Here is a 12,243-nt window from a genome sequence, read left to right as displayed (position 1 = left end):
GGATGGATAGCGACATGGCGACAGAAAAGGTAGCTTTGGTGACGGCGGGCGGCAGCGGCATGGGCGCAGCGGCGGCCAAGCGCCTGGCGGCGGACGGATTCAAGGTCGGCGTGCTGTCCTCCTCCGGCAAGGGCGAGGCGCTGGGCAAGGAGCTCGGCGGCTTCGGCGTCACCGGCTCCAACCAGTCGAATGAGGATCTGAAGCGCCTTACCGACGGGGCGATGGAGCGCTGGGGCCGCATCGACGTGCTGGTCAACAGCGCCGGCCACGGGCCGCGCGCGCAGATCATCGAGATCAGCGACGAGGATTGGCACAAGGGCATCGACACCTATTTCCTCAACGCCGTGCGCCCGACCCGGCTGGTGACGCCGGTGATGCAGAAGCAGAAGGGTGGCGTCATCATCAACATCTCGACCGCCTGGGCGTTCGAGCCGAGCGCGATGTTCCCGACGTCGGCGGTGGCGCGCGCCGGCCTTGCCGCCTACACCAAGATCTTCGCCGACACTTATGCCGGCGACAACATCCGCATGAACAATGTGCTGCCCGGCTGGATCGACAGCCTGCCGGCGACGACCGAGCGCCGCGAAAGCGTGCCGATGAAGCGTTATGGCACGTCGGATGAGATCGCCGCGACGATCTCGTTCCTCGCTTCGGACGGGGCCGCCTACATCACCGGGCAGAACATCCGCGTCGATGGCGGCATCACAAGGGCAGTATAAGCCGCATGGCCGAGGGACGGCGCCCGGCATAGCCGGGCGACACGTCATTTGCTGCGGCGACGATGCAGCAGCAAAAGAACACCCAGCAACGCAACGACGGCGACCACGTTGCCCACAACGTTGTTCCAAAAACGCGCTGGGTCGTCCGCACACGAAATCCAGCTGAGCCTTCCCCGGATCTCTCCGGTCTTCAGGCCGCGAGCAAGGTTATAGATCGCGAAGGCGGCGAGTGCCGCCATCACGACAAAGACGGCGTCGTTTTTGTTGCGATCCATGGAGCACGTCTAGCTGCGTCCGATGAAATTTTGCTTATCGCGTGCGGACGACGCGGGCGGCGCTGCAAGTTATCCGGGTCTGCGGGAATTGAGCACCCACAGAAAGGCTATCGAAGCCACCAGGACGATCGAATTGCCGACCACGATGTTCCAAAAACGTGTCGGATCATCCGCCAAAGCGACCCAATGCAACTTGCCGCGGACTTCGCCTGTCTTGATGCCGCAGGCAATGTTGTAGATCGCGATGGCGGCGAGCGCCGCCATCAGCACAAACAGGTCATTGTTCTTGTTGCGATCCATGGAAGCAGCTTTTAACAGCACTTGGTGAAATTTTGCTTACCTTGGGTAAGGCGGCGGCCGGAAGACCGACCGCCGCCCGCTCTCATCTTGACGCAATTCCAGTAGGTTACGGCGAAGGCGCCGGAACCTACGCACTTTTCCTGGAATTGCTCCGACCTTACTGGTTGATCTCGGGCTCGACGAGCTTGGCCAGGTTGCGCAGCGATTCCTGCCAGCCGAGATAGCAGGCCTCGGCGGGGATGGCGTCCGGGATGCCGGCCTGGGTGATGTTGACCTCGGTGCCTACCGAAACCTTCGTCAGGATCACGGTCACCTCGATCTGGCCCGGCAGGTTGGGATCGTCGAAGCGGTCGGTGTAGCGCAGGCGCTCGCTCGGAACCAATTCGACAAATTCGCCGCCGAAGGAATGGCTGTCGCCGGTGGTGAAATTGCGGAAGGACATCTTGTAGGCGCCGCCGACCTTGCCCTCGAACTCGTGGACCGTGCAAGTAAAACCGTTTGGCGGCAGCCATTTCGCCAGCGCATCGGCCTCGACGAACGCGCGGTAAACCTTCTCCGGCTTGGTCGCCAGGACGCGGTGCAGTTGAATGGTGCTCGGCATGTCTCGATATCCCTTTTCGGTTTGGCTGATCGATGGCCCAAGGACGGTTGGACTCCGGCCTATCCGACAGAGGCTGTCAAATTTTTTCTGCCCGCACCTACCGTGCGCCTTCCAATGCAGGAGCGGATATTAAGCTAGGATCAGGCTGGGCGTCCGCGGCGCGGGCTGGCCGGGCGGAGCTATCTCAAGCGCCGCTTCAGGCGGGCGTCGTTCTCGCGCAGCATGAGCGGACCAAAACCTTGCAAAAATTAAGTAAAATTGAAAACGGCTCGCCTCATAATTGTATTAGGCCTCACTTATTCTATCTGCATAAAATATCGATAAAAAAACCGGTAATTTTCACTGTACTAAATGCTTGTTTTCGGGAACGATAGCCCGTGCTGCAAGTTGGTTCGGATCAGGCACTTGAACTTGCAACGAGCCATCCGGGCGGGGCAGCGCGGAAGGAGTGTCCGATGAGTTTCGTTGTCAACGCGGTAGGCGTTCCTCTTTATTATAGCGGGGCTTCCAATCATTGGTTTTCGGCAACGTCCGGACCGACATTCAACGGCAGCAGCGGCAACGACTCCATCTGGGCCACCAGCGGCGTCAACGTCACCATGTATGGAGGCGCCGGCGACGACATCTATTACCTCTATTCGGCGGGCAACAAAGTGGTCGAGAACCCTGGGCAGGGCGTCGACACGATCAACACATGGATGAGCTACACGCTGCCGGACAATGTCGAAAACCTCGTCGTCACCAACGCTCACAACTACGCCTTCGGCAATGCGCTGGACAACATCATCACGGCCACGGCGGGCGGCCAGACGATCGACGGCGGCGCAGGCAACGATGTCCTGATCGACGGCGGCGGCGGCGCCGACACTTTCATCATCGCGAAGGGCAATGGGAGCGACTCGATCGTCAATTTCGCCTCGAACGACACCGTGCGTCTCGATGGCTACGGGTTCACATCGTTCGCGGCCATCCACCAGAACATGATCCAAGCGGGACCCAATGTGGTGCTGAACCTCGGATCGGGCGAGATCCTCGAATTCAAGAACATGACCATCGACAAGCTGCAGCCCAACCAGTTCGAGCTGCCGATCGACAAGTCCGGCATGACGCTGTCCTTCAGCGACGAGTTCAACACGCTCAATCTTCACAACGCCCAAGGCGGCACCTGGGACACCAATTTCTGGTGGGGGGCGCCGAACGGCAGCACGCTCACCCGAAATGGCGAGCTGCAGTGGTATATCGACGCCAATTACGCCCCGACCAGCTCGGTGCATCCGTTCAGCGTGCAGGACGGGGTCCTCACCATCACCGCGGCGCAGGCACCGGCCGACATCAAGCCGCTGATCAACAATTACGAATACACCTCCGGCATCCTGACCACGCATGACTCCTTCTCGCAGACCTATGGCTATTTCGAAATGAAGGCCGACTTGCCGGAACACGCCGGCGCCTGGCCGGCCTTCTGGCTGCTGCCGGAAGACGGCTCCTGGCCGCCGGAGCTGGACGTGATGGAGATGTACGGACAGAAACCGAATTCGCTGCTGATGACCGCGCACACCAACCAGACGGGCCAGCACACGATGGTCGGATCCACCGTGAACGTCATGGACACCGCCGGCTTCCATACCTATGGCCTCCTTTGGACCCCGGACAAGCTGGTCTGGACCTATGACGGCATGCAGGTCGCCGAAGCGGCGACGCCGTCCGACATGAACAAGCCGATGTACATGCTGGTGGATCTCGCGATCGGCGGCCAAGCCGGCGCGCCGCCCGACCATCTCGCCACGCCGGCCCAGATGAAGATCGACTATATCCACGCCTACACGCTGGATGAGCTGCAGCAGAGCCATTTGAACGTCACGGGCGAACACACAGCCTAGGCGGCCGAGCCAATGTCACAGGAGAGCGCTCCGGGTGCGATCAGGCAGGCCGGCCTGCGGCCGATGTTCCTGCGCGCCGTGACCGATGTTGGCCTGTTCTCGCTGCTCATCAACCTTCTGCTCCTGGTCATCCCGCTCTACCTGCTCCAGGTCTATGACCGGGTGCTGCCCTCCTCCAGCGTCGAGACGCTCGTCTATCTGTCGGTCATCGCAGTCGCGGCGCTCGGTTTCCTCGGCTTTCTCGACGCCGTCCGAGCCGTCTACACGCAGCGCGTCGCGGCGACGGTCAATGACAGGCTTGGCGCCAGAGCGTTCGCCGCTTCGCTCGGTTCCGGCAATGCGCCGTCGCCGCTCACCGACCTTGCCTCGGTCTGCGCCTTCATCCGCTCGCGCGGTGTTTCGGTGCTGTTCGACCTGCCCTTCGCGCCGGTCTTTCTTGGCCTGCTCTATCTTATCCATCCGCTGCTGTTCTGGGTCACGCTCGGCGGCGCCACGCTGCTGGTCATCCTGGTCGTGGCCAACCAGCTTGCTATCGGCAGGAACGATGCGCTCTCGGCGGAGCGTTCGGCCTTGGCCAGCCGGGCCGAGCAGGCCTTCGCCCGCAACGCCGAGACGCTGCGCGCCATGGGTATGGTGGAGAACGCCGCGCGCGCATGGGGCCGGCATGTGTCGGAGGCGCTTGCCCTGCATGACCGCTCGGCCGGCGCCAACGCGATCTTCAGCGGCGCTTCCAGGGCACTGCGCATGATGCTGCAGCTGGCGATCCTCGGCACCGGCGCCTGGCTGGTGCTCAAGGGCCAGATGACGGCCGGCATGATCTTCGCTTCCTCCCTGGTGTCGTCGCGCGCGCTGCAGCCGCTCGACCAATTGATTGGTTCCTGGCGGCAGCTCGGTGAGGCCAGGCGTGCCTGGACGCGCCTGGGGACCGCGCTCGCGGCGCAGCCGGCAGAGACGCGCAAGCTCGTCTTGCCCGACCCGACCGGCGCGATTTCGGCACAGGATCTTTTCTTCATCGCGCCAAATGCCGCCTTTGGCGCCGAACCCATTCTCAAGCGGTTGAATTTCGCGATTCAGGCCGGCGAGGCGGTGGCGATCGTCGGCCCAAGCGGTGCCGGAAAGTCGACGCTGGCGCGGCTGGTCGTCGGGGCCGCCCGGCCGAGCGGCGGTACGATCAGGATCGACGGCGCGGAGCTCAGGACATGGGACGAAAACCAGCTCGGCCGGCATATCGGCTATCTGGCGCAGGAGGTCGAGCTTTTCCCCGGCTCGATCGCCCACAACATCGCCCGCTTCGACGCGCAGGCGGACGACGCCGCGATCGTGGAAGCGGCAAAGCGCGCCGAGGCGCATGAGCTGATCCTTTCGCTGCGTGACGGCTACCAGACAATGATCGCCGGGACGCTGTCGGGCGGCGAACGGCAGCGGATCGGACTGGCACGCGCTTTCTACGGCAATCCGCGTATCCTGGTGCTGGATGAGCCGAGCACGCATCTCGACGGCGCCGGAGAGACGGCACTGGAAGCGGTGCTCGCGGCGGCCCGCGCTGCGGGCGTTACCACGATCGTGATCACGCATCGCCCCTCGATCGCCACGGCTTGCGACCGTGTGATGGTCTTGCGCGGCGGCGCGATCGAGGCGTTCGGACCGAGCGCCGAGGTGCTGCGCCAGCCGGGCAAGCAGCGGAACACGGTGGTCACAGGATCGTTCGCGCCGACCATCCGCGCCTCGCACAGCATCGCCACGGGTCCTGGACGATGACGCAGAGCCTCATCCTCGAAAGCCGCCCGCGCATTGACTTCCGGCGCACGGCCGTCGCCGGCTACGCGGCGATCGCGCTGATGGTCGGCGGCTTCGGCTTTTGGGCGGCGAGTGCGCCGCTGGCAGGCGCAGTGATCACGCAGGGCACAATCGCGGCGACCGGCGGCAACATCCTGATCCAGCATCGCGAGGGCGGCATCATCAGGCAGTTGCTGGCGCATGAAGGCGACCGCGTGCGGGAAGGCCAGGACCTCATCCTGCTCGACCGGACCGCCGCGGAAGCCGATCTCAACCGGCTGACGAGACAATGGATCGCGCTCAAGGCCAGCGCGGCGCGGCTGGAGGCCGAGCGCGACGGCCTCGCCACGCTGGCGCCGATCGCCGAGCCCGCGCCGGCGCCGTTCCAGCAGGAATTCGAAAACCTCATCCGCGAGCAGCAGAAGGAATTCGACGCCAGGCTTGCGCGGTTCCGGTCGGAGCGGTCGATCCTGGCGCAGCGCGTCGCCATGCATCGCGAGTCGGTCAAAGGGCTGAACGCGCAGAAGACGGCAATCGAGCAGCAGGCCGAGGTGGTGAAGAAGGAGCTCGGCATCAAGACCGACCTTCTGAACCGAGGCCTTACCGACCGCAGGGAATATTCGCAGCTTTTGCGCTCGGAGGCCGACCTCGTCGGCCAAGCCGGCGCGCTGGAGGCGGACCTCGCCTCGGCCAGCACGCAGATCGTGGAAGCGGAGGCGCAGACCGAACGCGCGACCACGCAGCGCGTCGAGGAGGCGCTGACGAAGCTCGACGATGTGCGCACCAACCTCGCAGACATCGAGGAGCGGATGCGCGCCGCGCAAGCGGTGCTGAAGCGCACGACGATCACCGCGCCGGCCGCGGGCATCGTCGTCTCCTCGACCTACAATTCGCAAGGCAGCGTGGTCGCGCCCGGCGAAAAGATCATGGAGATCCTGCCCACGACCTCGGGCCTGGTGGTCGACGCCAGGCTGCGGCCGAAGGACATCGACCAGGTGCATGTCGGCCAGCAGGCAAAGCTCCGGCTGTCGGCGCTCAACACGCGCCTGACGCCGGAAGTCCCGGCCACGGTGAGCGAGATCTCTGCCGACCGGTTGATCGACGAGGCCACCCACGAACCCTATTTCCGCGCCAGGCTGAAGATCGCTGATGCCCTGCCCCCCGGCGTGAAGGCGGACCAGCTCTATCCCGGCACCCCGGTCGACACCTTCATCAGCACCGGCAACCGGACCTTCTTCGAGTATCTGGTACGCCCGATGATGGACTCGTTCGCACGGGCGTTCAGGGAAAGGTAGGGCAGCCCTTCCGGCCGCCTCGGAACGACCGTTTTGCGCCAGAACCGTCCTCGCTTCGGCACATCGGAGGAGGAAGTGATGACGAAGACGATGCGGGCGAGCCCCTGCTCGTGCTCCTCACTCCGGCCGATACAACTCATCCATGGTGAGCTTCGCCATCTCAGTGAACGGCGCCTGTTTCTTCACTCTACCATGCTCCAGGATCACCAGGTCGTCGCAGAACGAGATCGTGCTGCGGTGGTGGCTGATGACGATCGTGGTGCGGCGGCCGGCGCGCGACTTCAGCGTCTCGACGATCGCCGCTTCCGAAAGCCCGTCCACTGCGTTGGTGGCCTCGTCGAGGATCAATATGTCGGGGTCGCGTACAAGAGCGCGCGCGAGCGCGATGCGCTGCCTTTGCCCGGCCGAAAGGTTCACCCCGCGATAGCCGACCACCGTCTGGTAGCCTTGGGGTAGCGTTTCGATAAAGCCGTGCGCCTCGGCAAGCTCGGCGGCGCGGCGGGCCTCCTCGAACGTCGCCGCGTCCTTGCCATAGGTGATGTTGTCGAGGATCGTACCGTCGACCAGCTCCAGCTCCTGACTGGCGAGAGCGATGTGGCGGCGCCAGTCGGCCGGGTCGATCTCGCCGAGTGGCGCGCCGTCGACGAGGATCTTGCCTGCATCCGGCTCGACGAAGCGACAGAGCAGGTTGACGATCGTCGTTTTGCCGGCGCCGGAGCGGCCGATCAGCGCCGTCGAGTGCCCGCTCACGATGTCGAAGCTCGCCGCATGCAGCACCGCCGCGCGCTGCTCCTCATTGGCATAGCTGAAGCTCACGCCCTCGAAGGCGATTTTTTTGCTTAAAGTGGCGAACTGCCGGCTGCCCTCGGGCGGAGCGGGCTTGCCATCGGGATCGAGCAGCCAGGTCACCTCTTCCAGCGAGCCGGAAAGACCCTGCAACTGGCTCCAGGTCATCTGCAAGGCTCTGACATGCGGCTGCAGGCGGTAGAGCAGGATGAGGAAGGCGGCGACCAGCGGGAAACTCAAGCCCGCAAGCCAGGCGCCGATCACCACCGCCAGGAACAGCATGGCGTGCAGAACTTCGGTCAGCGGCCCCAGCGCGCCCTGGCGGTTTGAGAGCAGGAAGGCCGCGCGCCGCACGCCGTCGGATGCCTTTTCGAACGCCGCCTTCTCGCGCGCCTCCTGGCCGAAGATGCGGATCAGCCGGCCGGCATGGACGAGATGCAGCATTTGCGAGGCCAGGGCGCTGTTGCGCGCCGAAACATTGCGGCTGGGCGCCCTGAGATGCGCCGACAGCGCCATATGCGCCGCTTGCACCAGCGCCAGCCCCAGCATCACCAGGAGCGTCATCGGCCACGAGAGCAGCAACAGAAAGGCGAGCAGGATGAGCGCCGCCGAGGCGCTGACGATCGCGCTGAGCATACCCTGGATGGCGTCCGACGCCCGCCAGGATTCGCTGGAGATGATGTTGAGCAAGCGGCCCGGGCTTTGCCTGAGAAAGAAGGGATAGCCGACATTGAGCAGCCGCTCGGCCAAGGCGCCGCGTATCGCTTGGCTCGCCTTGCCGTAGATATGAGCGGTCAGCACCGAATTGGCGAAGGCGAGGAGGTTCTTGAGCAGGATCGAGCCGAGGATAGCGGCCGAAATCGCAATCAGCCGCTCACGCTCGCCTAGCCCGGCGCCGACCTTCTGCAGGAGGGCGGAGAGGCCGGCCATGCCCGTCGTCGCGCCATGGCCCATGATGATGCCAAGCAGCGGGATGATCAGCCCGATGCCGAGCCCTTCGAGCGCGGCACTTGCAAGCCCGAGCACGACGACGACGGGCATCAGGCCGAGCTGACGCCGTCCGAGCGCGCGCTGCAATATCGACAAGATAGGGGCTTTGGGTTCGATCATCGCGCGCCGGCCTCGGCCCTGGCCTCGGTGGTTTCCTGGGCGGGCCGCTCCTGCCGGTCAGGCCGCCCGGCAAGCACCAAGGCCATGAACTTCGCCGCGCCCGCCAGGTTCATCAGCACGATCGGCCAGTGCGACAGGCTGAGCTCCTGGTCGAAGCGCGGACCGCCGAAGAGCTCGCGCGTGGCCGCCCGCGTTGCCCAGTAAAAGTGACGAAGCAGCCACGGGGCGCGGCGCATGTGTTTCAGGCAGAGCGCACCGTTGCCGAAGTGATAGTCGCGGTGCAGCCGTTCGATCGCCCTGCGGTCGCGCCTTCCATGATGGTGGAAGATCGTCATATCCGGCACATACTCCACCGCCATGCCGGCCAGCATGGCGCGCACCAGGTAATCCGTATCCTCGGCCGAGCGCAGCGCTCCGCCGGCGCCGAAGCGTTCGTCGAAGGGACCGATCAAGGCGGCAACATCGCGATGCATGGTCATGTTGCAGCCGAGCACGAAGCCGCCCGGATGGACGGCGCGCGTCAGCCGCTTGCGCTGTTCGCAGCGCTTGATGGTGAAGGGCAGGTCCCCGGCGTCGCCGATCTCGACGCGGCCGCCGCGGATTAGCCATTTCTCGCCGCTCGCATAATGCCGCTCGAGGTCGACGAGATAGTCGCGGTCGAGCCGGCAATCGTCGTCGACGAAGACCAGCACGCGCCCGCGCGCCCGCGCCATCCCGGCATTGCGCGCCGCCGCCAGTCCGGGCCGTGGCTCACAGATAGCCGTCAGCGCCATGTCGGACGTCGTGGCGATCCGCGAGAGATAGTCGGCCGTACCGTCGCGCGAGCCATTGTCGACCACCACCAGCTCGGCGGCGAAGGCAGGATGCGTCCGGCAGGCGGCGCGGATCGAATCGATGCAGGACTTCAGCACCGCCGCGCGATCACGCGTGCAGACGATGAAGGAGACCTCAGGCCGCGGGTTCGGGCCGGGAGGCGAGCGTAGATGCTGCAGCAGCGGATGGCGATCGGCGTTCATGCCGCCCCCATCCGATAAGGCGCAAGCACGGACGCCGCCGGCGCGGATTTGAAGCGATAGGCGACCCTGTCCGCGCGTTTGCCAGCCCATATCGAAGCCTGGCTCAGCCAGGGCGCCCAGGCGCCGGCGCGCAGCGCGTATTTCTCGCGGCGGCGGATGACGTCCCACTTCGCCGTCAGCGTCAGCAACTCATGCGCCAACGCCGGCCGCTGCTGGTCGTTGACGAGCTGGTAGAGGAAATAGAACAGGTTCAGCGCGCCGGCCTCGAAGCTCGGCCGCGATGCGGCCGGCAACTCGGCGATCCGCTCCTCCAGGCTGCGGATGAACGCGGCCGCGCGGCGCACGGTATCGAACGAAACACTGTCGCCAATGGCGCGCAGATCCTGCGTTTCGTCCGCCAGCCCCTCGCGCTCGAGATTTTCGCCGACAATCCGGAGGTGCGTGCGCCGCATCTCGCTTGCATGCAAGCTGGTCACGCTGCCGGGATGCAGGCGATAGACGAGCAGGCTATCCGGCATCAGCGCCGCCGGATAGCGGTCGGCAAGCCGCCGGAAGAGATCGAAATCCTCGGCGTGCCGGTAGCGGCCATCGTAATGCAGGTCTGCCTCGCCGATGACCCGGCGGTTGTAGACCACCGTCGGATGCATGAAGATCGTGAAGAACTTCGACAGCACGGGGAGGAGACCGAGGCCGAACACCGGATCCAGCCTGCCTCGCGCGACGCGGCCGTGCAGCAGCGTGTCGACAAGCGAGCCGCAGAAGCCGAGTTCGGGCCGCGCGGCAAACAGCGCCGCCTGGCGCGACAGGCGCCAAGGATAGGCAAAGTCGTCGGCATCCATCCGCGCCACCAACTCGCCCCGGGCTATTGACAGCCCCTCGTTGAGGCTGGCGACGAGGCCGCGATTCTCGCGCGAGATTATGGATACGCGGCCGTCCGCCTTGCGGAAGCGCTCCAGGATTTCCAGCGACCTGTCGGTCGATCCGTCATTGATGGCGATGACTTCGAGCCGCTCGTAGTCCTGCCGCAGTATCGATTGGATTGCAGCGCCGACATAGAGCTCGGCATTGTAGATCGGCAGCACGACGGAGATGAGCGGGCGTATCATTGTCAGCTCCGGTCCGTCGGCTGCAGATCGAGCGCCGCTTTTGCGCCGGGATATGTGGCGCCGAACCGCCGGGCCTCGCTCGGCGCACGAGCGCGTGGCCGCGCGATATAGGGGAAATAGCGCTTGAAGCTGTTGAGCGGCTTTTCGAACAGCACCCAGGACAGCGAGGCGACAATCAGCGTGGCGGCGCCCGCGACCAGGAAGCGGCCCGGCCCCTCCTCCGAGACGTTGAGCGGGATCCACGGCTGCGCCTTTACGGTATAGGCGAGGAGGATCGCGTGATAGAGATAGACGCCGTAGCTGATGCGGCCGAGGAAAAGCAGCGGAGGCAGTTCGGCCAGCCAGCCGAGCGTGCCGGGAAGGCCGTTCGAGCACATCGAGACGATCGCCACCAACGGCACCAGCGGCAGCACCTGCACCAGGAGCCAGCGCGGCCATTCCCATGTCGAGTTCGCCGGCCCCGGGTCGGACAAGACGACGAGTAGGAAGAGCGCCACGAAGGCCGGCCAGCCGAACCGCATCCAACGCGGCACGCCGGCGCCCCTGGCGCGACGTACGGCAAGCAGCGCGCCGCAGGCAAGCGCATCCATCGAGGCCGGCGGCAACAGGTCTCGGGCCAGCGCCGGGTTGGCGGCGATCGGCCAGTAGAAGCGGTAGGCGAGCGAGAAGCAGATGAGGCCAATGGTGATCGCCTCGATGCGCCTGCGCGGCGCCAGGAGCACGATCAGCGGCCAGGCGATGTAGAACTGCTCCTCGATGCTGAGGCTCCAGAAATGGCAAAGCAGCCAAGGCGTCCAGTCGTTGCGATGCGCGTACCAGAAGTTCGACAGATAGAGCGCGTGCCAGACGAGCGACGATCCAGCCTGTTCAAGATCGGTGAACCAGACGAAGGCCAGTACCGCGAAATAGGGCGGGAATATTCGGATCGCGCGCCTGGCATAGAAGGAGCGCAGCGCCGATCCAGCCGCGAATTGGTCGGCGTCGCGCGCCTCCAGCAAAAGCCTGGTGATCAGGAAGCCGGAAAGCACGAAGAACAGCCGCACTCCGAGATGACCAAGGAAGGACGTGCCGCCGGGCGCGAAGAAATGCGAATAAAGCACAAGCGTGACGGCAGCAGCCCGGAGCGCGTCAAGCTGGAGGTCGCGACCGCCGGGCATCATTCGCAGCCGCTGGTGCTGACGACATGGCCCGGGCCGCCGGCCGCAACATCCGTGCCGGTCAACGGAAAACGCAAGCGTGCCGACTCCTAAACCGTATATTCGCCTACGCTAAAGGACTGCGGCACAAAATGGTGCGGTGCAACACAGAATAGTTATCAGGCTGAATGAAAACGTGACTGTTCGTTCCAGGAAATGACACATCTATGCCGCTATTCTGCC

The 12,243-nt window shown here is 64.8% G+C and carries 11 protein-coding genes; 4 read left to right on the top strand and 7 right to left on the bottom strand.

Annotated elements, in window-relative coordinates; all coding sequences use genetic code 11:
* Window positions 1-14 precede the first annotated feature (14 nt).
* Complete coding sequence (locus FJ425_RS24875) at window positions 15-719, top strand: SDR family oxidoreductase (RefSeq protein ID WP_140726727.1); 705 nt, start codon at window positions 15-17, stop codon at window positions 717-719.
* Window positions 720-763: 44 nt separating this feature from the next.
* On the opposite strand, the gene FJ425_RS24870 is transcribed toward FJ425_RS24875, so the two are convergent.
* From FJ425_RS24870 to FJ425_RS24860, 3 genes are all read right to left on the bottom strand, one after another.
* The gene (locus FJ425_RS24870; protein ID WP_140726724.1) at window positions 764-994 is read right to left on the bottom strand and encodes a hypothetical protein; all 231 of its coding nucleotides are present in this window, start codon (window positions 992-994) and stop codon (window positions 764-766) included.
* A gap of 69 nt (window positions 995-1,063) precedes the next feature.
* Complete coding sequence (locus FJ425_RS24865) at window positions 1,064-1,294, bottom strand: hypothetical protein (RefSeq protein ID WP_140541677.1); 231 nt, start codon at window positions 1,292-1,294, stop codon at window positions 1,064-1,066.
* 157 nt (window positions 1,295-1,451) lie between these two features.
* Window positions 1,452-1,895 carry an SRPBCC family protein gene (locus FJ425_RS24860; protein ID WP_140726721.1) on the bottom strand — a complete coding sequence of 148 codons (444 nt, stop codon included), beginning with the start codon at window positions 1,893-1,895 and terminating at the stop codon, window positions 1,452-1,454.
* Between the two features lie 455 nt (window positions 1,896-2,350).
* On the opposite strand from FJ425_RS24860, the gene FJ425_RS24855 reads away from it, so the two are divergent.
* Genes FJ425_RS24855 through FJ425_RS24845 form a run of 3 tightly spaced genes read left to right on the top strand, consistent with a single transcriptional unit; the run spans window position 2,351 to window position 6,846 of the window.
* Window positions 2,351-3,775 carry a family 16 glycosylhydrolase gene (locus FJ425_RS24855; protein ID WP_140631742.1) on the top strand — a complete coding sequence of 475 codons (1,425 nt, stop codon included), beginning with the start codon at window positions 2,351-2,353 and terminating at the stop codon, window positions 3,773-3,775.
* A gap of 12 nt (window positions 3,776-3,787) precedes the next feature.
* Complete coding sequence (locus tag FJ425_RS24850; protein WP_140631745.1) at window positions 3,788-5,533, top strand: type I secretion system permease/ATPase; 1,746 nt, start codon at window positions 3,788-3,790, stop codon at window positions 5,531-5,533.
* Entirely contained in the window at window positions 5,530-6,846 is a 1,317-nt protein-coding gene (locus FJ425_RS24845; protein ID WP_140631746.1) for an HlyD family type I secretion periplasmic adaptor subunit, read from the top strand. Before FJ425_RS24850 ends, FJ425_RS24845 begins: the two co-directional genes overlap by 4 nt.
* A gap of 117 nt (window positions 6,847-6,963) precedes the next feature.
* Here FJ425_RS24845 and FJ425_RS24840 read toward each other — a convergent pair whose 3' ends face one another.
* Genes FJ425_RS24840 through FJ425_RS24825 form a run of 4 tightly spaced genes read right to left on the bottom strand, consistent with a single transcriptional unit; the run spans window position 6,964 to window position 12,021 of the window.
* On the bottom strand, window positions 6,964-8,742 hold the full coding sequence (locus FJ425_RS24840) for an ABC transporter ATP-binding protein (protein ID WP_140631749.1): 1,779 nt from the start codon (window positions 8,740-8,742) through the stop codon (window positions 6,964-6,966).
* Window positions 8,739-9,758 carry a glycosyltransferase gene (locus FJ425_RS24835; RefSeq protein ID WP_140631753.1) on the bottom strand — a complete coding sequence of 340 codons (1,020 nt, stop codon included), beginning with the start codon at window positions 9,756-9,758 and terminating at the stop codon, window positions 8,739-8,741. Before FJ425_RS24835 ends, FJ425_RS24840 begins: the two co-directional genes overlap by 4 nt.
* A complete protein-coding gene (locus FJ425_RS24830; RefSeq protein ID WP_140631756.1) occupies window positions 9,755-10,864 on the bottom strand; it encodes a glycosyltransferase family A protein in 1,110 nt (369 codons plus the stop codon). The genes FJ425_RS24835 and FJ425_RS24830 overlap by 4 nt, the downstream gene beginning before the upstream one ends.
* Window positions 10,865-10,866: 2 nt before the next feature.
* Window positions 10,867-12,021 (bottom strand): acyltransferase, encoded by a 1,155-nt coding sequence (locus FJ425_RS24825; RefSeq protein ID WP_140632072.1) that lies wholly within the window; start codon window positions 12,019-12,021, stop codon window positions 10,867-10,869.
* Between the last annotated feature and the right edge of the window lie 222 nt (window positions 12,022-12,243).

It is taken from the genome of Mesorhizobium sp. B2-7-2 (genome assembly GCF_006440775.1).
Classification (GTDB): Bacteria; Pseudomonadota; Alphaproteobacteria; order Rhizobiales; family Rhizobiaceae; genus Mesorhizobium.
The sequence above is the reverse complement of the archived record's forward strand: the minus strand, read 5'-3'. Positions and strand labels throughout refer to the sequence as shown.

Excerpts from the sequence above, each read along its gene's own strand:
- FJ425_RS24875 (WP_140726727.1), top strand. The coding sequence starts at position 15 with ATGGCGACAGAAAAGGTAGCTTTGGTGACGGCGGGCGGCAGCGGCATG.
- FJ425_RS24860 (WP_140726721.1), bottom strand. The coding sequence starts at position 1,895 with ATGCCGAGCACCATTCAACTGCACCGCGTCCTGGCGACCAAGCCGGAG.
- FJ425_RS24845 (WP_140631746.1), top strand. The coding sequence starts at position 5,530 with ATGACGCAGAGCCTCATCCTCGAAAGCCGCCCGCGCATTGACTTCCGG.
- FJ425_RS24830 (WP_140631756.1), bottom strand. The coding sequence starts at position 10,864 with ATGATACGCCCGCTCATCTCCGTCGTGCTGCCGATCTACAATGCCGAG.
- FJ425_RS24825 (WP_140632072.1), bottom strand. The coding sequence starts at position 12,021 with ATGCCCGGCGGTCGCGACCTCCAGCTTGACGCGCTCCGGGCTGCTGCC.
- FJ425_RS24835 (WP_140631753.1), bottom strand. The coding sequence starts at position 9,758 with ATGAACGCCGATCGCCATCCGCTGCTGCAGCATCTACGCTCGCCTCCC.
- FJ425_RS24865 (WP_140541677.1), bottom strand. The coding sequence starts at position 1,294 with ATGGATCGCAACAAGAACAATGACCTGTTTGTGCTGATGGCGGCGCTC.
- FJ425_RS24870 (WP_140726724.1), bottom strand. The coding sequence starts at position 994 with ATGGATCGCAACAAAAACGACGCCGTCTTTGTCGTGATGGCGGCACTC.
- FJ425_RS24840 (WP_140631749.1), bottom strand. The coding sequence starts at position 8,742 with ATGATCGAACCCAAAGCCCCTATCTTGTCGATATTGCAGCGCGCGCTC.
- FJ425_RS24850 (WP_140631745.1), top strand. The coding sequence starts at position 3,788 with ATGTCACAGGAGAGCGCTCCGGGTGCGATCAGGCAGGCCGGCCTGCGG.
- FJ425_RS24855 (WP_140631742.1), top strand. The coding sequence starts at position 2,351 with ATGAGTTTCGTTGTCAACGCGGTAGGCGTTCCTCTTTATTATAGCGGG.